The following is a 21,203-nucleotide window of genomic DNA, read 5'->3' as shown; positions in this document are numbered from 1 at the left end:
AATGCCTCCTGATTCGGGAGGTATTCTTTTTTTGGGTGCGTAATTATGATAAAAGTAGAGAAAGAAATCCAAGTGAGGGTGCGATTATGTCAAAGTATAAAACGAAATACGCGTGTCAAGAATGTGGCTATGAATCGCCAAAATGGATGGGGAAATGTCCGGGTTGCGGCAGCTGGAACACTCTAGTAGAGGAAGTGACGGTAAAAAATGCACATCGTCACGAAGGACTGAGCGGCGGTCAGCGCCAATCTGCGATTCCATTGACCCAGGTAGCCAGTGAAGAAGAGCCACGCATGGATACGACGATCGGAGAATTAAATCGTGTTCTTGGTGGTGGACTTGTGCCGGGTTCACTCATTTTGGTTGGGGGAGACCCCGGAATCGGGAAATCGACATTGCTCTTGCAGACATCTTTTGCCTTGGCTCATCAAGGGGCGAAGGTTCTTTATGTATCTGGAGAGGAGTCGGCAAAGCAAATTAAAATTCGCGCGGATCGACTCCATTTGCAAACACCGCCGATGTTTGTATTGGCAGAAAATGATTTGGATTTGATCGAACAGCATATTAATCAAGTAGACCCGGATGTGCTGATTATTGACTCGATCCAGACTGTGTTTCACCCGACGATTCAATCGGCTGCGGGGAGCGTCGCTCAAGTGCGGGAGGCTACTGCCCAATTAATGCGGATTGCAAAAGGGAAAGGGATTGGTACCTTCATCGTCGGTCACGTAACCAAGGAAGGCTCCATCGCTGGTCCGCGTATGCTTGAGCACATGGTGGATGCTGTTCTCTATTTTGAAGGGGAGCGTCACAATACGTTTCGAATTTTGCGCGCCGTCAAAAACCGTTTTGGTTCGACAAACGAAATCGGTATTTTCGAGATGAAGGATCGCGGTTTGGAGGAAGTGGCGAATCCATCTGAAATATTTTTGGCAGAGCGTCCATTTGGTGTTGCGGGTTCCACAGTCGTAGCCAGTATGGAGGGTACACGTCCCGTTTTGGTTGAGCTGCAAGCTCTCGTTGCCCCGACCAGCTTTGTGACCCCGCGGAGAACGGCAACAGGTGTCGATCATCAGCGTGTAGCGATGATTATGGCAGTGTTGGAAAAGCGGATGGGCATGATGCTGCAAAATCAGGACGCCTATGTAAACGTAGCAGGTGGGGTCAGATTGGATGAGCCAGCAGTTGATTTAGCGATAGCCGTAAGCATTGCAAGCAGTTTCCGTGATCACGCCACCAATCCGCATGATGTCGTTATCGGAGAAATTGGCTTGACTGGTGAGGTGCGCGGTGTATCTCGTATTGAGCAACGAGTGCGAGAAGCACATAAATTAGGGTTTAAACGTGTTATCATCCCGGAGAAAAACATCCGCGGTCTGGATGCGCCAGCAGATATTCAAGTAATTGGTGTGAGCAATATTGCCGATGCGTTGAATGAGGTGATAAGGAGGTAGGAGTGGGCATGCAGGGGAACATCAAAAGAACTCCGCAATTCGGTGATGTGCTTCGTCTCGTGGCACCCGGCACACAGCTTCGTGAAGGGTTGGAAAATGTTTTACGGGCAAAAACCGGGGGCTTGATTGTTATTGGATGCGGTCCAGAGATGAAGTCGATTGTCGATGGCGGTTTTTCCATCAATTGTGATTTTTCTCCTGCCCATTTGTATGAATTAGCGAAGATGGATGGGGCGATCATAGTAAGTGAAGACGCAAGACGCATCCTGTACGCGAATACGCAAATCTTCCCACCCTCCTCAATCCCCACGAGCGAGACGGGGACACGGCATCGTACAGCACAACGCACGGCCATTCAAACGAATCATCTGGTCATCGCTATCTCTCAACGTCGGAATGTGATCACGCTCTACCAGGGGAATTTCCGGTATGTCCTAAGCGAAATCAGCGTCATTTTGGCCAAGGCGAATCAGGCTGTATCTACCCTTGAGAAATACAAGGCCGTGTTGGATCAAGCTTTGACGAATCTCGGTGCGTTAGAATTCGAGGAGCTCGTTACTTTACACGAAGTTGCCTCGGTTTTGCAACGAATTGAGATGGTGTTACGTATTAAGACAGAGGTCTCCAAGTACATATGTGAGCTAGGAGTCGAAGGAAGGCTCGTCAGTATGCAGTTGGAGGAACTGGTTTCAAACATTGAGGAAGAGGCCCATATGCTTATTCGGGATTATTCCCGAGATCCATCCTATTCACCTGATCTTGTGCTGCGGGACATGAAAAAATTGAACTCGGAGGAAATGCTGGAGCTCACTTCTTTTTTGCGTACGCTGGGGTATTCCGCCAATGCCAGTATGCTGGATGAATCCGTTTTCCCTAGAGGTTATCGGATCCTGTACAAGATCAGACGTTTGCCCGTTACAATCATCTCGAATCTGGTTGGGCATTTCCATCATCTGCCGCGAATCATGATGGCAACGATTCAGGAATTAGACGAAGTGGAAGGTATTGGCGAGGTCCGAGCGAGAGCGATTAAAGAGGGACTGAAACGGATTCAAGAACAAGTGTTCATTGACAGACACATTTAAAGTAGAATAGGATAAAGGCATTATTTGTATTCAGCATTTGCCTAAGGGACTTGGATAAAACAAGGTCAACAGGATAACCTGCTCCTTACGCAAAAGAAATCAGGAGGTAGTCTATGTTCGTGAAATCGTTACCGAACATACTAACCGTAAGCAACTTGTTTCTGGGAGTTTTAGCAATTATTCTTGCGTTTCGAGGCGATCAATACGTCGAATATGCAGCGATCACAGTGATCATTGGTATGCTGGCAGACGGGCTGGACGGACGTGTAGCTCGTATGTTGAATGCCCAAAGTGAGTTCGGGAAGGAATTGGATTCCCTTTCTGACGTTATTACATTTGGGATTGCGCCAGCGTTCATCATGTATGTTGTCGTCTTGCAACACTTTGATTTGCTTGGGATTCTCATTACAGCCATTTTTCCGATCTGTGGTGCGCTGCGTTTGGCGCGTTTTAACGTACAGGCCGGGGTTCCGGGGTATTTCATCGGTTTGCCGATTACGGCAGCGGGAGGCGTACTGGCTACGCTCGCACTCTATCACCAAGTGTTCACTCCGGTATTGCTTGCCGTAAGTATGTTGCTGCTTGCCTTTTTGATGGTATCAAAGGTCAAGTATCCTAACTTTAAAAAAGTGGGGATTCCAAAGTCTGCTTACTGGATCACACCCATTATCATCGCGATTGTGGTTATTGTAGCGATTAAGTATCCGCAGCAATTTCCAAAAATTGTCTTTCTACCACTCGCTTTTTATGCATTGTACGGAATAAAAAAAAACGTTGACTTTCTTGTCAAAAAATTACGCAAGCGTAAAAACAAAGAGGAAGAAACCGTTCCGTTTGAATAGTTTCGGTATAAAAAAACCCACACTTCCATGTGCGGGTTTTTCTTTTTTGTATGCAACTTTTTTTAGGGTTCATTCGTAATACGAGTAGCGGACTTTTAAGACAGATTGAAGACACCCAAAGTATTCAGTCGGTTGGATTCTTTCTGAAGTACATCTTCTAGCTTGATGTCAGTAATATTGCACAAGGCAGTGAGGTAAAAGAGGTTTTTGCCAAGTTCAGCAGTAACTACATCGCGACAATGCTCGCACAGCGGTCCGTTAAAGTGGGTGTCCAATTGGGACTTGTTGTCCTCGAGATTCTTGTTCGAATCGTACGTCTGTTTTTTGGCAACCACTTCGACACAGCCGCATTCGGTGATGGCTTTTGTCAGTGAACGGTTAATGCGGGATGCCGTTTCCTGAACTTTGGACATGACGTCCAGTACGCTACGATGTCTGATCAAAAGCTCGGATACTTGCGTTTGAAAGTCGTCTATGTTTCGATTGTCCATCTGGTTCACCTCTGCTTTAGGCTGTTGGTATCGTCATAATTTTCTCTCATTACGATACTGACATTATAAGAAGGGAGCCATCTCTCTGTCAATTTATCATCAAAGGAAACGAGTGTTCCCGGGTTGACGAGAAAATGACAACTATGTTAAAATTTTTGGCTATTTGACATGGCAAAATCTTTTTTGCTATAGTGAGGGAAAGTAAAATGAAGCATTATAATGATTTGGAAAAAAATAGGGTTTTACTCTTAGGCTTCTGTCTATATTAGTAAAAGGAGGTGAAGGCATGTTACGCCGAGTAGGAAAATTCATTTTTGTTTTGATTGGTGGCGGATTGGGTTATCGATTTGGTGACGAATTGTTTTCGTTGCTTGATCCACTGTTAAACTTTGGTGTAGTAGCCGGATCGCAATATATTGGAGCTGTACTAGGTGCCATCTTGTTTTTCTTTTTAGCGAATTGGGTTGTGGATTATGTTCTGCGCATCGTTCGATGGGGTGAAGAGACACTCGTCAAAATGCCGGTTGTCGATGTGATGTTCGGAGCGATGGGGTTGATTAGTGGTCTTATTGTTGCATTCTTATTATTCCTGCCCATCAGTAAAATTCCGATTCCGTTTGTAGGAGATCTTTTGCCGTTAATTGTTTCCGGGTTGCTCGGTTATTTGGGCTTCCAGGTAGGATTTCGCAAGCGGGACGAAATTATGTCGGTATTTTCGATTGGACGTAAGGATAGGAAAAAGGAAAGTGCGACAACTTCCGTTAATTTGGAAAATAAAATTCTCGATACCAGTGTCATCATTGACGGACGCATCGCAGATATTTGCCGTACTGGCTTTCTGGAAGGGGTACTGGTCATTCCGGGATTTGTGTTAGAGGAGTTGCAGCATATCGCCGATTCCTCCGATGTACTGAAGAGAAACCGCGGTCGTCGGGGTCTGGATATCTTGAACAAGATTCAAAAGGAAATGAAGGTAAAGGTTCAGATTTGGGAAGGCGATTTTGAAGAAGTATCCGAGGTGGACAGCAAGCTGATCAAGCTCGCAAAGCTTATTAACGGAAAGGTCGTAACAAACGACTTTAACCTGAACAAGGTATGTGAGCTGCAAGGTGTTGCGGTATTGAACATCAATGATTTGGCGAATGCAGTCAAGCCTGTAGTTTTACCTGGAGAAGAGATGAACGTTCAAGTCATCAAGGATGGGAAAGAGCACGGTCAGGGTGTCGCTTATCTGGATGATGGCACGATGATTGTTGTAGAGGGCGGACGAGAATACATCGGAAACGACGTCGACGTTCTCGTAACGAGTGTGCTGCAAACTTCAGCGGGGCGTATGATCTTTGCCAAGCCAAAGTTGCTGGAACGAGCGTTATAGAAAAGACAACAGGAGAGGGATGAATCAGTGAGTACGGGTGTCGTGATCGTTGCAGCCGGTTCGGGTAAACGAATGGGTGGACAACGAAACAAGTTGTGGTTACCGCTTGCGGGCGAGCCGATCTTGGCTCATACGGTACGTCTTTTTGCTACTCATCCCGACATTGACGAAGTCGTGCTGGTGGTGAGTGAAGCAGACCACGCAGAAGTAATGGCCTTACTCTCGGCTGAAAAGCTGACGGTTGTGGTTACTCTGGGCGGAGCAGAGCGACAAGACAGTGTGAGAAATGGCTTGGCTTCACTATCCGCAAATTGCGATTACGTACTGGTTCACGATGCTGCCCGTCCTTTTGTCACTCGCAAACAGATCAGTGACATGATCAATCAGGTACAACAAGATCAGGCAACGATCATGGCGGTACCTGTCAAAGATACGATTAAAGTGGTGGGGGTTACAGGACTTGTAGAGTCAACCCCGGCACGGGAAAGCTTGTGGGCGGTTCAAACCCCACAAGCTTTTCGTATGTCTTTATTGCGAGAGGCGCATCAGGCAGCAGAGGCAGCGGGGAAGCTGGGTACGGATGATGCGATGCTGGTTGAGTGGATGGGTCATCCGGTATCGATTATGCAGGGAAGCTATGAGAACATTAAGATTACGACGCCAGATGATCTGTGGTTTGGTGAAGAGATATTGCGGAAACGAAAGGGAGAGTAGCTCATGCGTATTGGACAAGGTTTTGACGTGCATCAATTAGTAGAGGGGCGTCCATGCATTATCGGAGGCATCACCATCCCGTATGAAAAAGGTTTGCTAGGGCATTCTGACGCGGATGTCCTCCTCCATGCGATTAGTGACGCGATTCTAGGAGCGATTGGTGAGGGGGATATTGGCCGTCATTTCCCAGATACAGATCCGGCTTTTAAGGATGCAGATAGCGTAAAGCTGCTGGAGCATGTATGGAAGTTGGTTCGGGAGCGCGGCTACCGTTTAGGTAACGTGGATGCAACGATCATTGCCCAAGCGCCGAAGATGGCGCCGTACATACCGCAAATGTGTGCAGTCATTGCACGCGTGCTGGAGGCAGACGATCTCTCGCATGTGAATGTGAAGGCGACGACATCCGAGAAACTTGGTTTTACAGGCAGAGGAGAAGGAATCGCTGCACAGGCGGTATGCTTGCTTGTCAAGTAGAGGGGCAAGGTGTAACATAAAGCCTTAGATACGTTTTTACTTAGGTCAAGGTTATAGCCTTTTACATTCATAAGGATGGTGCTACCAATGGCGAAAGAAATTCGCACTCGTTATGCGCCGAGTCCTACGGGGCATTTACACATCGGCGGTGCGCGAACAGCGCTCTTCAATTACCTTTTTGCGAAACATCACGGTGGTTCGTTCATCGTTCGGATTGAAGATACGGACCAAACGCGCAATAAGGAAAATGCGGACGAAGAACAAATGAAAAACCTGAAATGGCTTGGCGTAACATGGGAAGAAGGTACAGACGTTGGTGGACCATATGGACCGTACCGTCAAACAGAGCGCCTGGACATTTATCGAAAATATATCGATCAACTGCTGGCAGAAGGCAAAGCGTACTACTGCTACGCGACAAAAGAAGAACTGGATGCAGAGCGTGAAGAACAGCTCGCGCGTGGAGAAACACCACGCATTTTGGAAAAGCACCGCCATGTAACAGACGAGCAGCGTGCTCAGTACGAAGCAGAAGGACGAGTGCCATCCATTCACTTCCTCGTTCAGGAAGACCGCGAGTATGTCGTGAACGACCTGATTCGTGGACAGGTAACATTCAACTCCAACGAGATGGGCGATTTCGTTATTTGCCGTCCGGATGGGATTCCTACATACAACTTCGCCGTTGTAGTGGACGACTATTTGATGAAAATTAGCCACGTCATTCGTGGAGAAGAGCATCTGTCCAACACGCCCCGTCAATTGATGATTTATGAAGCGTTTGGGTGGGAAGCGCCTGACTTTGCTCACTTGGCACTGATCCTCAACCAAGATGGCAAAAAGATGTCCAAGCGCGACGAGAGCATTCTTCAGTTCATTGAACAGTACCGCGACCTCGGCTTCTTGCCGGAAGCAATCGTGAACTTCCTTGTTCTATTGGGATGGTCTCCAGGTGGCGAAGAAGAGATTTTCTTAATGGAAGATCTGATCAAGCTGTTCTCAATGGATCGCGTGAACAAGTCACCAGCTGTGTTTGATGCAACGAAGATGAACTGGATGAACAACTTCTATTTGAAACGCCAACCGCTCGATATGATTACAGACATGTGTATCCCGCATCTGCAAAAAGCTGGCTTCATCGAAGAGAATTTGTCTGCTGAGAAGCGCGAATGGGTTCGCAGTATCGTAGGTCTGTACCAAGAGCAAATGTCCTACTGTGCGCAAATCGTTCCGTTGGCAGCTCTTTTCTTCCTCGACGAAGTGGTGTACGATGAAGAAGCAACGCTGGTTCTGAAAGAACCGCAATTGCCGGAAGTGCTCGCTTCCTTTGTGAAACACCTTTCTGCCCAGGATGCATATAATGTGGATGTTATTAAAGCGGTACTCAAAGACGTGCAAAAGGAAACGGGTCACAAAGGCAAGGCGTTGTTTATGCCGGTTCGCGTAGGAGCAACTGGCCAGGCGCATGGTCGTGATTTGGCAGAGACGTTGTACCTGCTCGGACGCGACAAGGTGATTGCACGTGCACAGCAAGTAATTGCAAACGGTCAGTAAGTATTGGCTGGTTTTCTTTTATAAATAAGGAATGCAACGATCAGGAGAAGTACAACAGTCTGCACATCTACAGAGAGGATGGATAGGTGAGAGCCATCTGATGTGCCCTGTATGGAAATGCCCCTGTGAGCAATGAGCTGAACCTATCTTTTTGAAAAGATATCAGTAAGCGCCATCGGCTTCCCGCCGTTATCGGGATATGAGCGAGATCGTTCAAGGTTGTTTGTTAAGTCTTTGCAGCCAAGACGATCTAAGCAGAGTGGAACCACGGTAAACCCGTCTCTGTCCCTTCGTAATGGAGGGGATAGGGACGTTTTTTATTTTTAAGGAAGTTGAAAACTCGGCAGGTAAATCAGGCAGGAGGTGCCACCCAAAAATGTTAGCACAGATGAGAGATGACATTCATGCTGTTTTTGAACGAGACCCGGCTGCGCGCAGTACGCTGGAAGTCGTCATGACCTATTCCGGTTTGCACGCGATATGGGGGCACCGGATTGCCCACAGGCTCTGGAAGGCTGAGCTGTGTACACTCGCCCGAATTGTCTCTCAGCTATCCCGTTTTTTCACGGGAATTGAGATTCACCCGGGCGCAACCATTGGACGTGGCCTGTTCATTGACCATGGCATGGGTGTTGTGATCGGAGAGACGTGCGAAATCGGAGACAATGTAACGATTTATCAAGGAGTTACACTCGGGGGAACAGGTAAGGAAAAAGGAAAGCGTCACCCAACGATCGGCAATGATGTCATTATTGCTACGGGAGCAAAGGTGTTGGGCTCCTTTAAAATTGGCGATAATTCAAAGATAGGGGCTGGTGCCGTTGTCTTGCAGGAGGTACCGCCTAACTCGACCGTAGTAGGAATCAAGGGACGCATCGTCATCCAGGATGGCAAGCGGGTCAAAAACGATCTGGACCATGTAAACATGCCAGACCCGGTAGCGGATACGATTCGTATGATGCAAAAGGAAATTGATCAATTACGCAAAGAATTGGAGCTTTTGAGGGAGGATAAAAAGAACGATGGGCATTCAGTTAACTAACACGATGACGCGGCGAAAGGAACCGTTTCACACATTGGAGCCAGGAAAGGTAAAAATGTACGTGTGCGGCCCGACCGTGTACAACTACATCCACATTGGAAATGCACGCCCTGCCATTGTATTTGATACACTTCGCCGCTACTTGAAATACCGTGGCTACGAAGTGACATTCGTGCAAAATATTACGGACGTAGATGACAAACTGATTCGTGTGGCGAATCAGGAAGGTGTCACTGTCAAAGAAGTGGCGGATCGATACACGGATGCGTACAATGCTGATCTGAAATCACTGAACGTATCGCCACCGGATATTCAACCGCGAGTGATGCAGACCATTCCGGAGATCATTGAATTCGTGCAAGGGCTGATTGAAAAGGGCTTTGCCTATGAGAGTGAAGGTGACGTGTATTTCCGCACGGGACGTTTTCAGGAGTACGGAAAGCTTTCGCATCAGCCGCTGGATGATTTGCAGGCAGGTGCTCGTGTAGAAATTAACGAGAAAAAGGAACACCCTCTGGACTTTGTACTTTGGAAAGCGGCCAAGACTGGAGAAGTTACCTGGGATAGTCCGTGGGGCGAAGGAAGACCGGGATGGCATATTGAGTGCTCGGCAATGGCCCTGAAGTTTTTGGGTGAGGAAATCGATATCCATGCGGGCGGAACAGACCTTGTGTTCCCGCACCACGAGAACGAAATTGCCCAGTCGGAGTGCTTTACGGGTAAAGTCTTTGCGCGCTACTGGCTGCACAACGGCATGCTCAATATCGACAACGAAAAAATGTCTAAATCCCTCGGGAATTTCTTGCTTGCACGCGACCTTTCGGAGAAATTCGGCGGTCAATTAATTCGCTTCTTTATGCTTCAGGGGCACTATCGCAACCCGATCAATTTTAGCGAAGAGTTGATCGAACAAGCGGCCAATGGTTTGGATAGAATCAAGACGGCGTATACGAATCTTTCCCATCGTCTGGATACCGTGCGTGCAGAAGAGCCGAATGATCAGGCGCAGGAGCAGGCACGAATCATTGGAGAGCTTCGCGAGCGCTTCATTGCTGAGATGGATGATGATATCAATACAGCGAATGCGATTACCGTTATTTTTGACGTCGTGAAGGAAGCGAACCTGTATCTGCGTCATCAAAATGTAGGCGAAACCGAAGTTCGTGCGTACATGGATTTGTTGGTAGAGTTGACGGAGGTTCTTGGTCTTGAAATTGCAGAGGAGCAGGAGCTGTTGGATAGTGAGATTGATGCGCTGATCGAAGAGCGCACAGAAGCCCGCAAAGCAAGAAACTTTGCGCGTTCTGACGAAATCCGCGATCTGCTCGCAGCAAAAGGAATCGTGCTGGAGGACACGCCACAAGGTGTTCGCTGGCGTCGAAAATAAGGGGCCGAAGAAAATAGATGCAAAAAGAAGAACTGACCCGAGATCCTAATCTGACAAATCCACTCGTGCTTGCCTTCCTCGGGGATGCTACCTATTCGCATTGTGTTAGGTATCATTTGATCGCCAAGGGGCTGGTTAAACCAAACCAGCTCCACAAGGCGGCCAACCGCTATGTTTCAGCGAAAGCACAGGCCAATGTGTTGTTGACGTTAATGCCCACATTGCCGGAGGAAGAATTGAATGTAGTGAAGCGGGGGCGGAATGCCAAATCCGGCTCCAGTGCCAAAAACGCCGATATTATCGACTACCGTCATGCAACGGCTTTTGAAGCATTGATCGGGTATCTGTACTTGAGTGGAAAAGAAGAGCGGATCGCTGAAATTGTGCAACAAGCGTTTGCCATAGTGGAAGGAGAATCATGAAATGAGTGAAGAGTGGATTCTGGGGAAAAACCCCGTTATCGAAGCTTTGCGATCAGGCCGTACGATCAATAAGATTTGGGTTGCAGAGGGGACGAATAAAAATCTGATGGGACCTGTCTTTGCCTTGGCGAAAGAACAGGGTGTCATTGTGACGACAGCGAACCGCAAAAAGCTGGATCAGCTCGTGTCAACGGACAACCATCAGGGTGTAGTGGCTTCAGTTGCTGCTTACGATTACGTAGAAGTAGACGATATTTTGAAGCGGGCAGAGGAAAAAAACGAGGCGCCGTTCATTTTGCTGTTGGACGAGCTGGAAGATCCGCATAACCTCGGTTCTATCATGCGGACAGCTGATGCAGTCGGGGCTCATGGTGTCATCATTCCAAAACGACGCTCTGTCAGTCTTACAGCAACAGTGGCAAAAGCTTCGGCAGGGGCGATCAACTACGTGCCGGTAGCGCGAGTAACGAACTTGGTTCGTACCATGGAAGAGCTCAAAGAACGCGGTGTTTGGATCGCAGGAACAGATGCGAGTGCCAAGCAAGATTTCCGCCAGGGTGATTATACGATGCCGCTTGCAATTGTCATTGGCAGCGAAGGAAAAGGCATGAGTCGTCTCGTCCGAGAAAACTGTGATTTTCTGTACAGCCTTCCGATGGCGGGAAATGTTACCTCACTCAATGCTTCTGTAGCAGCTGCCTTGTTGATGTATGAAGTCTATCGCTCCAGGAGTCCAATTCCGACGCGGGTGAAATGACATGGCGAAACGAAAAGCCAAGCAGCTGTTGATCGTAGATGGATACAATATCATCGGCGCCTGGCCCGATCTGCGCCTGCTGAAGGATCAAGAGCGGATGGACGAGGCGCGTGATCAATTAATCGCAAAAATGGCTGAGTACCAGAGCTACACTGGTGTGAAGGTCATCATTGTCTTCGATGCGTACAACGTTCCTGGCATTGGCCGTCAAATGGAAGACTTCCAGGTCGAGGTTTATTTCACGAAGAAAAAGGAGACAGCAGACGAGAAAATTGAGCAGCTAGTCTCCCAATTTCACAATAAAAATCGACAAATTTATGTAGCAACTTCTGATTATACCTCTCAACGTGTCATATTTGGGCAGGGGGCTTTGCGCAAATCAGCGCGGGAGTTGTTGCTCGATATGGAAAATGCGGGCAAGGAAATCAAGAAACAAGTCGAAAAAACGCAAGAAGAGCGCTTCTCCACGCGGATTACGCTGAATGATGAAATAGCGAAAATATTCGAAAAATGGAGAAGGGAATAACTTGGATTCGGTTGACGCTTTTTTACGGCATCATGTATAATAGCGCTATCTATTGGAGAAACCGGTTGGCGGAGGGATCATTTGTGAGTGTTGACCTCAAGGAGTTAAAACATGCCCAATATGAACTAATGACCGACGAAGAAGTAGTCGACCTGGTTCGCGATAATGACGCCGAAGCTTTGGAGTATTTGATCAACAAATACAAGAACTTCGTTCGTGCCAAAGCGAGATCCTATTTTCTTATTGGGGCTGACCGCGAAGACATCGTGCAGGAAGGGATGATCGGACTGTACAAGTCTATTCGCGACTTCCGAGGAGACAAGCTCACGTCGTTCAAGGCATTTGCCGAGCTGTGTATTACCCGTCAGATCATTACCGCGATCAAGACAGCGACACGCCAAAAGCACATCCCGCTCAATTCTTACGTCTCACTGGACAAGCCTATCTATGATGAGGATTCTGACCGCACGTTACTCGATGTGATCTCGGGAACAAAAGTGACCGATCCAGAGGAATTGTTTATTAATCGGGAAGAGTTCGATGATATCGAGGGCAAAATGAGTGAAATATTGAGCGACTTGGAGCGCCAAGTTCTCATGCTCTATTTGGATGGGCGATCCTATCAGCAGATTGCCGTCGAGCTGAAGCGTCATGTCAAATCTATTGATAATGCATTGCAGCGAGTAAAGCGCAAGCTAGAGCGCTATTTGGAAGGAAGAGAGATTCATTTGTAGAGAATCTCTCTTTTTATTTTGGAAGCAAAAGGACTACCTCTTGTCAAGTCATTTTGTTTGACATGGGTATTTCGGTGTGATAAATTTATTTAGGTAGCCATAGACTCTTATCTCTCTGTTCTATGGTTACTTAGGTGAATGAAATGGTCAGGAAAAAGTAGCGGTTTTCCCGTACTATTTATCATCGGGGTACTTTTAACTAATAGCAGGTTTGAAATGAGATGGAGGTGGCAATAAATGCGAGTAAACATCACGTTGGCGTGCACCGAGTGTGGCGAGCGTAACTATATCTCCACAAAGAACAAGCGCACCACTACTGAACGTGTTGAACTGAAAAAGTATTGCTCCCGTGACAAGAAGCAAACCCTTCATCGCGAGACGAAGTAATGGTTGATGCGACGAAGTCAGGGGGTGGCAAAGTGGGTTTTTTATCACGAATCGGAGCCAGTTTTCGCCGTACCGGTGGTTTTTTTAGTGACGTAATGTCCGAGCTAAAGAAAGTCCGTTGGCCCAACCGTAAAGAGTTGACAACCTATACGCTTGTTGTACTCGTTACGGTCGTGCTCCTTGCAATATTCTTCTTCGTCGTTGATTTGGGTATCTCGCGCTTGATCGATTTGATTCTAGGAACGTAATTATGCAAGTCTTAGGAGGGACGGACGGTTAACGTCCTGTTGGATATGGAAAAAGCATGGTATGTACTTCATACGTACTCAGGTTACGAAAACAAGGTGAAAACCAATCTGGAGAAGCGACTCGAGTCGATGGGCATGGAAGACAAGATCTTTCGCGTTCTTGTTCCCACTGAAGAAGAGGTGGAAACCAAGGATGGTAAGAAGCGCACCGTCACGAAAAAAGTGTTTCCTGGATACGTCCTTGTTGAAATGGTGATGACGGACGACTCTTGGTATGTCGTGCGCAACACCCCTGGGGTTACCGGCTTTGTCGGATCCACGGGTGCTGGCTCTAAACCGACAGCGCTGCGTCCTGAAGAGGCCGATACGATTCTCAAGCAAATGGGAATCGAAATTCCCAAGATCAGAGTCGATTATGCTCTCCGCGATATGGTGCGCGTCATAGATGGTCCATTTTCCAATCGCACCGGGGAGATTATCGAGATTCACCCGGACAGGCAGAAGGTTCGCGTATTGGTGGACATCTTCGGTCGCGAAACACCGGTAGAGCTAGACTTTACACAAGTTCAAAAATTGGATTAGGATTCAACTTGAAAAGTATCGCGCTATGTGGTACATTTCATTTTGTTTTAACAATCCCACAACACTAATTGGGGTTTCTTGCACTCTCACTATAGATCGAAAGTCTTTTACATAGAGACTTTCAAAAAACGGTGGGAGGGGGCATTCCCCCGTAATAACCACATGTGAAGTAAGGAGGTGTGTTACGTGGCTAAGAAGGTTATCCGCGTAATTAAATTACAAATCCCAGCAGGTAAAGCGAATCCTGCACCTCCAGTAGGTCCGGCTCTCGGTCAAGCTGGTGTAAACATCATGGGATTCTGTAAAGAATTCAATGCTCGCACTGAAAGCGAAGTAGGTATGATCATTCCGGTGGAAATCACCGTGTTTGAAGACCGTTCTTTCACTTTTATCACAAAAACTCCTCCAGCTGCAGTTCTTTTGAAGAAAGCTGCTGGTATCGAGTCCGGTTCTGGCGTACCAAACAAAACAAAGGTTGCTACGCTGAAGCGTGATAAAGTTCGTGAAATCGCAGAACTGAAGCGTCCTGACCTGAATGCTGCATCCGTAGAAGCGGCTATGCGCATGGTAGAAGGTACAGCTCGTTCTATGGGTATCGTAATCGAAGACTAATTGTCTTGAGTGCAAGGGGGCACAGACGTTGTGCCCCCCTGTCTGTGGGAGGATCAACCGCTACGACCACATTGAAGGGAGATTTAATCATGGCGAAAAAAGGTAAGAAATATCAAGAGGCTGTAAAGCTCGTTGATAAAAACAAAGTATACGAAGTAGTTGAAGGCGTTGAGCTGGTTAAAAAAGCAGCTACAGCTAAATTCGATGAAACTGTTGAAGCAGCTTTCCGTTTGGGCGTAGATCCTAAGCGCGCTGACCAACAAATTCGTGGCGCAGTTGTATTGCCACATGGTACTGGTAAAGTACAACGTGTTCTCGTATTCGCAAAAGGCGAAAAAGCGAAAGATGCAGAAGCAGCTGGTGCAGACTTCGTAGGCGATGCAGACATGATCGCAAAAATCCAAGGTGGCTGGTTCGACTTTGACGTTGTAGTAGCTACTCCTGATATGATGGGTGAAGTAGGTAAATTGGGTCGTGTACTCGGTCCAAAAGGCCTGATGCCAAACCCTAAGACCGGTACAGTTACTTTCGATGTAACTAAAGCGGTTAACGAAATCAAAGCAGGTAAAATTGAGTATCGTGTAGACAAAGCGGGTAACATTCACGCTCCTATCGGTAAAGCATCCTTCGATGCTGACAAGCTGGTAGAAAACCTGGCTGCTCTGACTGAAGCACTGAACCGTGCGAAACCAGCTGCTGCAAAAGGTGTTTACATGAAAAACGTAACCCTGAGCTCCACTATGGGCCCTGGTGTACGCGTAGCTGTAAAATAATGACACTTGACTTCCTTTGTGGGAGTTGTTAAGATAGTCCCTGTTGATGAAAAGAATATGCCGTAGACAGAAGGTGCGGTGCTTGTGAGAGTAACGCTTAATATCCCTCCGAGGCGTGTAATGTACGAATGAGGAAACGCTGTTTTCCTTTGACGATATAGCATTATGCCCTCGTGAGTCTGCGAGGGCATTCTTCATTTTCTAGGATTAGAGCACGGGAGGTGTAAACAATGGCAGAAATTCGTCCAACCGTTATTCGTGAAGAAAAGGTACAAGCGATCAACGAAATCGCAACTAAGCTTCGCGAAAGCCAAACTACAGTGGTAGCTGACTACCGCGGTCTGACAGTAGCACAAGTAACTGAGCTTCGTAAGCAATTGCGTGAAGCTGGTGTTGAGTTCCAGGTGTTGAAAAACTCCCTGACTCGTCTGGCTACTGAGAAGGAAAGCCTGACTGAACTGGATCAATATCTGACTGGACCAAACGCTCTGGCGTTCTCCAAAGACGATATCATCGCTCCAGCGAAAGTTATCGCTGAATTCGCTAAGAAAAACGACAAGCTGGAAATCAAGGGTGGCGTTATCGAGGGTAAAGTAGTTGATGCTGAGCAAATTAAAGCTCTGGCTTCCCTGCCAAACCGCGAAGGTCTCTTGTCCATGCTTCTCTCCGTCCTGCAAGCTCCAATGCGCAACGTTGCACTGGCAGTCAAAGCAGTGGCAGAACAAAAAGAAGGTCAAGGCGCTTAATCGTCTGATCGGCTAATGCTTCACAAATAATATTCCTTGAATGGAGGATTTACAAATGTCTAAAGAGCAAATCTTGGAAGCCATTAAAGGCATGTCCGTTCTCGAACTGAACGATCTGGTAAAAGCAATCGAAGAAGAATTCGGCGTAACTGCTGCTGCTCCTGTAGCTGTAGTTGCTGGTGGCGGAGCAGAAGCTGCTGCTGAGCAAACTGAATTCACTGTAAACCTGGTAAGCGGCGGCGCTTCCAAAATCAACGTAATCAAAGTTGTTCGCGAGCTGACTGGCTTGGGTCTGAAAGAAGCAAAAGACCTGGTAGACAACGCTCCAAAAACACTCAAAGAGGGCGTTTCCAAAGACGAAGCAGAATCCCTCAAAGCAAAACTCGAAGAAGCTGGCGCTCAAGTAGAAGTAAAGTAAGTTAGCTTCCTTTAGGATATCCCCTTGCCTGCGGCAGGGGGATTTTCTATAAACTTTTGGTGATAAAGGTTTATTTAAACGATGAGGAAGGGTGAATCACACGTGGCAGACCATTACTATACCAATCAACCGGGCGCTGCACATGATGAACAGCAATTTACGTTCAAACTCCGTGGTAATGAATTTCGTTTCATAACGGATGCTGGCGTTTTTTCCCGAGACCGGATTGACTTTGGAAGTGTATTGCTCATCGAGAACATGGAAATCGACAATCATGCGCGTGTGCTCGATGTGGGATGTGGGTATGGTCCGATGGGATTGACGGCTGCCAAGCTTGCTGATCATGGTCGGGTGACGATGATCGACGTGAACGAGCGTGCGGTTAACCTGGCTCGTCGTAATGCAGAAGCAAATGGAATAAAAAATGTTGAGGTTCGAGTGAGTGATGTTTACAGCGGCGTGCAAGGCGAGCAGTTTGATGTCATTCTGACCAATCCGCCGATTCGTGCGGGTAAGGAAATCGTTCATCGCATTTTTGTAGAGGGTTACGACCTTTTAGTAGAAGGCGGAGAAATGTGGGTTGTCATTCAGAAGAAGCAAGGCGCCCCATCCGCATTAAAGAAGCTGCAGGAAACGTACCGTGAAGTAATAGAGGTAGATCGGGAAAAAGGCTATCACATATTCAGGGCAATCAAATAATAAGCAAGAAGAAATCATTAGAAAAGTTTTCTTGACGTGAATAATTGAATGTGGTAGCATTATAAAATGTCAATATGGGATAAATGTCTATTTTTCAGCAATTCCCTGTCCGTCAAGCGTTTCTACTTTTTTCCTGAGATAGGAATGTTTGCGTGAAAACATGGGAATTCTTTTAAAATAGAGTTTCTCTGGGTTAAAAATGGTTGAAGCTGCTTTAACCCATTTTTATTTTTAGGCATTCGAATGCGACTGAAAGAAGTTGCCGAATGCCGAGTTTCTATGTGTGAAAACACAACCTGAGGGGTGAATAAGTTGGCAGGTAAAGTGATTCAAAGTGGCCGACACCGCCAGCGTCGTACGTATTCACGTATTAACGAAGTGCTGGGCCTTCCAAATCTCATCGAGATTCAACAAAAGTCCTACCAATGGTTCCTTGATGAGGGGCTCCGTGAGATGTTCCAAGACATTTCGCCAATCCAGGACTTCACAGGTAATCTCGTGCTGGAGTTTATCGACTACAGCTTGGGAGAGCCGAAGTACGATGTTGACGAGTCGAAAGAACGTGACGTCACCTATGCGGCGCCTCTGCGTGTGAAGGTACGTTTGTTGAACAAAGAGACGGGAGAAGTGAAGGAACAAGAAGTATTCATGGGGGACTTCCCGCTCATGACCGAAACGGGAACCTTCATTATTAATGGTGCTGAGCGCGTTATTGTCAGCCAGCTTGTTCGTTCCCCCAGTGTATATTACAACACCAAAGTGGACAAAAACGGCAAGCAGACGTTTACAGCTACAGTAATCCCGAACCGGGGTGCTTGGCTGGAGCTGGAGACCGATGCGAAGGACGTTATTTATGTCCGCATCGACCGTACGCGAAAAATCCCGGTAACGGTTCTTTTGCGTGCGTTGGGCTTTGGTTCCGACATCGAGATTCTCAACTTGCTGGGTGAAGATGAATACATCAAGAACACGCTGGAAAAAGACAATACCGATTCTACGGAAAAAGCGCTCATTGAAATCTACGAGCGTCTTCGTCCGGGTGAGCCACCAACAGTCGAAAATGCGAAGAGCCTCTTGATCTCTCGTTTCTTCGACCCTAAGCGCTATGATTTGGCTTCTGTTGGTCGTTACAAAATGAACAAAAAGCTTCATTTGAAAAACCGTCTGTACAACCAACGTTTGGCTGAGACGCTAATCGATACGACAACGGGTGAAATTTTTGCCGAAGCAGGTCAAATGATTGACCGTCGTGTCCTGGATCGCATCTTGCCAGCGCTGGAAGGCAATGTCGGCTTTATCGATGTTCGCACGCATGGCGGTGTGTTGGAAGATGAAGCGATTCATTTGCAATCTATCAATATTTTCTCTCCGATTGAGGATGGCAAGATCATCAAAGTAATCGGAAACGGAAATGTAGATAAGTCCTTCAAACATATTACGCCGTCGGATATCGTATCGGCGATCAACTATTTCATGAACCTCTTGCACGGTGTAGGTTCCACAGATGATATCGACCACTTGGGTAACCGTCGTCTGCGTTCCGTGGGTGAGCTTCTGCAGAACCAGTTCCGTATCGGTTTGTCCCGTATGGAGCGTGTGGTTCGTGAGCGCATGTCCATCCAGGATCAAAACCAAATCACACCGCAAGCTCTCATTAACATCCGTCCAGTGATTGCATCACTGAAGGAGTTCTTTGGTAGCTCGCAGCTGTCCCAGTTCATGGATCAAACAAACCCATTGGCTGAGCTGACGCACAAACGCCGTCTGTCCGCACTCGGACCTGGTGGTTTGACGCGTGAGCGCGCGGGCTTCGAAGTGCGCGACGTTCACCATTCTCACTACGGTCGTATGTGTCCAATTGAGACGCCAGAGGGACCAAACATTGGTTTGATCAACTCCCTGTCGTCCTTTGCACGCATTAACGATTACGGATTTATTGAAACGCCTCGTCGTAAAGTAGATCCGGAAACAGGTTTCGTGTTGACTGATATCAGCTATTTGACTGCTGATGAGGAAGACGTGTTCAACGTGGCACAGGCGAATCAGCCACTTGATGAAGATGGCCGTTTCGTAAACGACATGGTAATCTGCCGTCGTAAAGGTGAGATCTTGAGCGTACCTCGCGACAAGGTAGACTTCATGGACGTGTCGCCGAAGCAGGTTGTATCCGTAGCGACAGCGCTGATTCCGTTCCTCGAGAACGATGACGCCAACCGCGCACTGATGGGTTCAAACATGCAGCGGCAGGCCGTTCCGCTTTTGATTCCACAAGCACCGTTTGTCGGTACAGGTATGGAGCATAAAGCAGCGCAAGACTCCGGCGTGGCGATCGTTGCCAAGCATCCGGGTCAAGTAGAGCGCGTAACGGCTCGCGAAATCTGGATTCGTCGTTACCAAGAAATCGACGGCAGAAAAGTTGCCGGCGATCTCGATAAATACAAAATGCACAAGTTTATTCGTTCCAACCAAGGTACCTGCATCAACCAGCGTCCAATCGTTAGCACTGGAGACTGGATTGAAAAAGGCGATATCATTGGGGACGGCCCATCCACTGAAAAAGGTGAATTGGCTCTCGGTCGTAACGTAATCGTTGCGTTTATGACGTGGGAAGGATACAACTACGAAGACGCGATTCTTCTGAGTGAAAAACTTGTAAAAGATGACGTGTATACGTCTATCCATATTGAAGAATACGAGTCCGAAGCTCGCGACACCAAGCTGGGTCCAGAGGAAATCACTCGCGATATTCCAAACGTTGGGGAAGATGCTCTGAAAAACCTGGACGAACGCGGTATTATCCGTGTTGGTGCGGAGATTCAGGACGGCGACATTCTCGTAGGTAAGGTTACACCTAAAGGGGTTACTGAGCTGACAGCAGAAGAACGCCTCCTGCATGCTATCTTCGGTGAAAAAGCTCGAGAAGTTCGTGATACTTCCCTGCGCGTACCGCATGGTGGTTCCGGTATCATCGTAGACGTAAAAGTATTTACGCGCGAGAATGGCGACGAATTGCCACCAGGCGTAAACCAACTCGTTCGCGTTTACATCGCCCAAAAACGGAAAATCTCCGTGGGTGACAAAATGGCCGGCCGACATGGTAACAAAGGGGTTATCGCCCGCATCATGGCGGAAGAAGATATGCCGTTCCTGCCAGATGGCTCTCCAGTAGAGATCGTACTCAACCCGTTGGGCGTACCTTCGCGTATGAACATCGGTCAGGTATTGGAGACTCACTTGGGTATGGCAGCGAAGCTTCTGGGTATCCACGTAGCAACGCCGGTATTCGACGGTGCACGTCAGGCAGAAGTATTCGAAACGTTGGAAGAAGCAGGTCTGGATCGTGACGGAAAAACGATCTTGTTTGATGGTCGTACAGGTGAACCGTTTGACCGCCGTGTAACGGTAGGTTGCGTATACATGCTGAAACTGGCTCACTTGGTTGACGACAAAATCCATGCTCGTTCTACTGGTCCTTACTCTCTTGTTACGCAGCAGCCATTGGGTGGTAAAGCTCAATTCGGTGGACAGCGTTTCGGGGAGATGGAGGTTTGGGCATTGGAGGCATATGGTGCTGCCTACACCTTGCAAGAAATTCTCACTGTCAAGTCCGATGACGTCGTGGGCCGCGTGAAAACGTACGAAGCGATCGTTAAGGGCGAAAACGTTCCAGAACCAGGTGTTCCAGAGTCCTTCAAGGTATTGATCAAGGAACTCCAGAGCTTGGGTATGGACGTGAAGATTCTGTCCGGAGACGAGCAGGAGATTGAAATGCGTGAAATGGAAGACGAGGATGAAGGCAACGGTGAAAAACTGAACCTCGTTCTCGAAGGCGGAAGCTTGAACGACGAGTAAGATTCCGGTACCAAGGGAGGTAACGC

Annotated in this window: 23 protein-coding genes and 2 other annotated features; of the genes, 22 read left to right on the top strand and 1 reads right to left on the bottom strand. The window is 47.6% G+C overall.

Annotated elements, in window-relative coordinates; translation table 11 throughout:
• Nucleotides 1-86: 86 nt before the first annotated feature.
• The 3 genes from radA (at nucleotide 87) to pssA (ending at nucleotide 3,381) form a co-directional block, all read left to right on the top strand.
• Entirely contained in the window at nucleotides 87-1,454 is a 1,368-nt protein-coding gene (gene radA / locus C7R91_RS06725; RefSeq protein ID WP_047074752.1) for a DNA repair protein RadA, read from the top strand.
• A gap of 8 nt (nucleotides 1,455-1,462) precedes the next feature.
• Nucleotides 1,463-2,539 carry a DNA integrity scanning diadenylate cyclase DisA gene (disA, locus tag C7R91_RS06720; RefSeq protein WP_047074765.1) on the top strand — a complete coding sequence of 359 codons (1,077 nt, stop codon included), beginning with the start codon at nucleotides 1,463-1,465 and terminating at the stop codon, nucleotides 2,537-2,539.
• A 113-nt stretch (nucleotides 2,540-2,652) separates the two neighbouring features.
• On the top strand, nucleotides 2,653-3,381 hold the full coding sequence (gene pssA / locus C7R91_RS06715; protein WP_047074750.1) for a CDP-diacylglycerol--serine O-phosphatidyltransferase: 729 nt from the start codon (nucleotides 2,653-2,655) through the stop codon (nucleotides 3,379-3,381).
• 95 nt (nucleotides 3,382-3,476) lie between these two features.
• Here the strand turns inward: pssA and C7R91_RS06710 are convergent, their stop codons facing one another.
• Nucleotides 3,477-3,872: a nucleoside triphosphate pyrophosphohydrolase family protein gene (locus tag C7R91_RS06710; protein WP_047074748.1), complete on the bottom strand. Its 396-nt coding sequence runs from the start codon at nucleotides 3,870-3,872 to the stop codon at nucleotides 3,477-3,479.
• 286 nt (nucleotides 3,873-4,158) lie between these two features.
• Between C7R91_RS06710 and C7R91_RS06705 the strand changes: the two genes are divergently transcribed.
• The 19 genes from C7R91_RS06705 (at nucleotide 4,159) to rpoB (ending at nucleotide 21,177) form a co-directional block, all read left to right on the top strand.
• Entirely contained in the window at nucleotides 4,159-5,247 is a 1,089-nt protein-coding gene (locus C7R91_RS06705; RefSeq protein ID WP_047074746.1) for a PIN/TRAM domain-containing protein, read from the top strand.
• A 27-nt stretch (nucleotides 5,248-5,274) separates the two neighbouring features.
• Nucleotides 5,275-5,961 carry a 2-C-methyl-D-erythritol 4-phosphate cytidylyltransferase gene (gene ispD, locus C7R91_RS06700; protein ID WP_047074745.1) on the top strand — a complete coding sequence of 229 codons (687 nt, stop codon included), beginning with the start codon at nucleotides 5,275-5,277 and terminating at the stop codon, nucleotides 5,959-5,961.
• A gap of 3 nt (nucleotides 5,962-5,964) precedes the next feature.
• On the top strand, nucleotides 5,965-6,438 hold the full coding sequence (gene ispF / locus C7R91_RS06695; RefSeq protein WP_047074741.1) for a 2-C-methyl-D-erythritol 2,4-cyclodiphosphate synthase: 474 nt from the start codon (nucleotides 5,965-5,967) through the stop codon (nucleotides 6,436-6,438).
• A gap of 87 nt (nucleotides 6,439-6,525) precedes the next feature.
• On the top strand, nucleotides 6,526-7,992 hold the full coding sequence (gene gltX / locus C7R91_RS06690; RefSeq protein WP_047074739.1) for a glutamate--tRNA ligase: 1,467 nt from the start codon (nucleotides 6,526-6,528) through the stop codon (nucleotides 7,990-7,992).
• Between the two features lie 27 nt (nucleotides 7,993-8,019).
• Nucleotides 8,020-8,279, top strand: a binding site (T-box leader).
• Between the two features lie 89 nt (nucleotides 8,280-8,368).
• Nucleotides 8,369-9,034: a serine O-acetyltransferase gene (gene cysE, locus C7R91_RS06685; RefSeq protein WP_047074737.1), complete on the top strand. Its 666-nt coding sequence runs from the start codon at nucleotides 8,369-8,371 to the stop codon at nucleotides 9,032-9,034.
• Nucleotides 9,015-10,421 (top strand): cysteine--tRNA ligase, encoded by a 1,407-nt coding sequence (gene cysS, locus C7R91_RS06680; protein WP_047074735.1) that lies wholly within the window; start codon nucleotides 9,015-9,017, stop codon nucleotides 10,419-10,421. Before cysE ends, cysS begins: the two co-directional genes overlap by 20 nt.
• A gap of 17 nt (nucleotides 10,422-10,438) precedes the next feature.
• Entirely contained in the window at nucleotides 10,439-10,843 is a 405-nt protein-coding gene (locus C7R91_RS06675) for a Mini-ribonuclease 3 (RefSeq protein WP_007716204.1), read from the top strand.
• Between the two features lies 1 nt (nucleotide 10,844).
• Entirely contained in the window at nucleotides 10,845-11,600 is a 756-nt protein-coding gene (gene rlmB, locus C7R91_RS06670; protein ID WP_012683967.1) for a 23S rRNA (guanosine(2251)-2'-O)-methyltransferase RlmB, read from the top strand.
• Between the two features lies 1 nt (nucleotide 11,601).
• On the top strand, nucleotides 11,602-12,126 hold the full coding sequence (locus C7R91_RS06665) for an NYN domain-containing protein (protein ID WP_047074734.1): 525 nt from the start codon (nucleotides 11,602-11,604) through the stop codon (nucleotides 12,124-12,126).
• Nucleotides 12,127-12,209: 83 nt separating this feature from the next.
• A complete protein-coding gene (gene sigH, locus C7R91_RS06660) occupies nucleotides 12,210-12,860 on the top strand; it encodes an RNA polymerase sporulation sigma factor SigH (RefSeq protein WP_005828894.1) in 651 nt (216 codons plus the stop codon).
• A 237-nt stretch (nucleotides 12,861-13,097) separates the two neighbouring features.
• Nucleotides 13,098-13,247 carry a 50S ribosomal protein L33 gene (gene rpmG / locus C7R91_RS06655; RefSeq protein ID WP_003392018.1) on the top strand — a complete coding sequence of 50 codons (150 nt, stop codon included), beginning with the start codon at nucleotides 13,098-13,100 and terminating at the stop codon, nucleotides 13,245-13,247.
• On the top strand, nucleotides 13,247-13,495 hold the full coding sequence (secE, locus tag C7R91_RS06650; RefSeq protein ID WP_012683970.1) for a preprotein translocase subunit SecE: 249 nt from the start codon (nucleotides 13,247-13,249) through the stop codon (nucleotides 13,493-13,495). Before rpmG ends, secE begins: the two co-directional genes overlap by 1 nt.
• A 45-nt stretch (nucleotides 13,496-13,540) precedes the next feature.
• On the top strand, nucleotides 13,541-14,077 hold the full coding sequence (gene nusG, locus C7R91_RS06645) for a transcription termination/antitermination protein NusG (protein ID WP_017247036.1): 537 nt from the start codon (nucleotides 13,541-13,543) through the stop codon (nucleotides 14,075-14,077).
• 186 nt (nucleotides 14,078-14,263) lie between these two features.
• Entirely contained in the window at nucleotides 14,264-14,689 is a 426-nt protein-coding gene (gene rplK / locus C7R91_RS06640) for a 50S ribosomal protein L11 (protein WP_005828886.1), read from the top strand.
• A gap of 89 nt (nucleotides 14,690-14,778) precedes the next feature.
• Entirely contained in the window at nucleotides 14,779-15,462 is a 684-nt protein-coding gene (gene rplA / locus C7R91_RS06635) for a 50S ribosomal protein L1 (protein WP_047074730.1), read from the top strand.
• A gap of 42 nt (nucleotides 15,463-15,504) precedes the next feature.
• Nucleotides 15,505-15,668: a sequence feature (ribosomal protein L10 leader region), on the top strand.
• Nucleotides 15,669-15,692: 24 nt separating this feature from the next.
• The gene (gene rplJ / locus C7R91_RS06630) at nucleotides 15,693-16,208 is read left to right on the top strand and encodes a 50S ribosomal protein L10 (protein ID WP_016742852.1); all 516 of its coding nucleotides are present in this window, start codon (nucleotides 15,693-15,695) and stop codon (nucleotides 16,206-16,208) included.
• 55 nt (nucleotides 16,209-16,263) lie between these two features.
• Nucleotides 16,264-16,626, top strand: a complete 363-nt coding sequence (rplL, locus tag C7R91_RS06625; RefSeq protein WP_047074728.1) for a 50S ribosomal protein L7/L12 — start codon at nucleotides 16,264-16,266, stop codon at nucleotides 16,624-16,626.
• 102 nt (nucleotides 16,627-16,728) lie between these two features.
• Nucleotides 16,729-17,325 (top strand): class I SAM-dependent methyltransferase, encoded by a 597-nt coding sequence (locus tag C7R91_RS06620; RefSeq protein ID WP_047074726.1) that lies wholly within the window; start codon nucleotides 16,729-16,731, stop codon nucleotides 17,323-17,325.
• 312 nt (nucleotides 17,326-17,637) lie between these two features.
• Nucleotides 17,638-21,177, top strand: a complete 3,540-nt coding sequence (gene rpoB, locus C7R91_RS06615) for a DNA-directed RNA polymerase subunit beta (protein ID WP_047074724.1) — start codon at nucleotides 17,638-17,640, stop codon at nucleotides 21,175-21,177.
• Nucleotides 21,178-21,203: the final 26 nt, after the last annotated feature.

Origin of the sequence: Brevibacillus formosus, assembly GCF_003013405.1 — a bacterium.
GTDB lineage: Bacteria > Bacillota > Bacilli > Brevibacillales > Brevibacillaceae > Brevibacillus > Brevibacillus formosus.
This window is presented reverse-complemented; position numbering and strand designations above follow the sequence as displayed.

What these genes read in the sequence shown, in the direction of transcription:
- secE (WP_012683970.1), top strand. Translation starts at nt 13,247, where the DNA reads ATGGTTGATGCGACGAAGTCAGGGGGTGGCAAAGTGGGTTTTTTATCA.
- disA (WP_047074765.1), top strand. Translation starts at nt 1,463, where the DNA reads ATGCAGGGGAACATCAAAAGAACTCCGCAATTCGGTGATGTGCTTCGT.
- cysE (WP_047074737.1), top strand. Translation starts at nt 8,369, where the DNA reads ATGTTAGCACAGATGAGAGATGACATTCATGCTGTTTTTGAACGAGAC.
- radA (WP_047074752.1), top strand. Translation starts at nt 87, where the DNA reads ATGTCAAAGTATAAAACGAAATACGCGTGTCAAGAATGTGGCTATGAA.
- rpmG (WP_003392018.1), top strand. Translation starts at nt 13,098, where the DNA reads ATGCGAGTAAACATCACGTTGGCGTGCACCGAGTGTGGCGAGCGTAAC.
- gltX (WP_047074739.1), top strand. Translation starts at nt 6,526, where the DNA reads ATGGCGAAAGAAATTCGCACTCGTTATGCGCCGAGTCCTACGGGGCAT.
- C7R91_RS06705 (WP_047074746.1), top strand. Translation starts at nt 4,159, where the DNA reads ATGTTACGCCGAGTAGGAAAATTCATTTTTGTTTTGATTGGTGGCGGA.
- C7R91_RS06675 (WP_007716204.1), top strand. Translation starts at nt 10,439, where the DNA reads ATGCAAAAAGAAGAACTGACCCGAGATCCTAATCTGACAAATCCACTC.
- pssA (WP_047074750.1), top strand. Translation starts at nt 2,653, where the DNA reads ATGTTCGTGAAATCGTTACCGAACATACTAACCGTAAGCAACTTGTTT.
- rlmB (WP_012683967.1), top strand. Translation starts at nt 10,845, where the DNA reads ATGAGTGAAGAGTGGATTCTGGGGAAAAACCCCGTTATCGAAGCTTTG.
- ispF (WP_047074741.1), top strand. Translation starts at nt 5,965, where the DNA reads ATGCGTATTGGACAAGGTTTTGACGTGCATCAATTAGTAGAGGGGCGT.
- C7R91_RS06710 (WP_047074748.1), bottom strand. Translation starts at nt 3,872, where the DNA reads ATGGACAATCGAAACATAGACGACTTTCAAACGCAAGTATCCGAGCTT.
- cysS (WP_047074735.1), top strand. Translation starts at nt 9,015, where the DNA reads ATGGGCATTCAGTTAACTAACACGATGACGCGGCGAAAGGAACCGTTT.
- rplL (WP_047074728.1), top strand. Translation starts at nt 16,264, where the DNA reads ATGTCTAAAGAGCAAATCTTGGAAGCCATTAAAGGCATGTCCGTTCTC.
- nusG (WP_017247036.1), top strand. Translation starts at nt 13,541, where the DNA reads ATGGAAAAAGCATGGTATGTACTTCATACGTACTCAGGTTACGAAAAC.
- rplJ (WP_016742852.1), top strand. Translation starts at nt 15,693, where the DNA reads ATGGCAGAAATTCGTCCAACCGTTATTCGTGAAGAAAAGGTACAAGCG.
- C7R91_RS06665 (WP_047074734.1), top strand. Translation starts at nt 11,602, where the DNA reads ATGGCGAAACGAAAAGCCAAGCAGCTGTTGATCGTAGATGGATACAAT.
- rplA (WP_047074730.1), top strand. Translation starts at nt 14,779, where the DNA reads ATGGCGAAAAAAGGTAAGAAATATCAAGAGGCTGTAAAGCTCGTTGAT.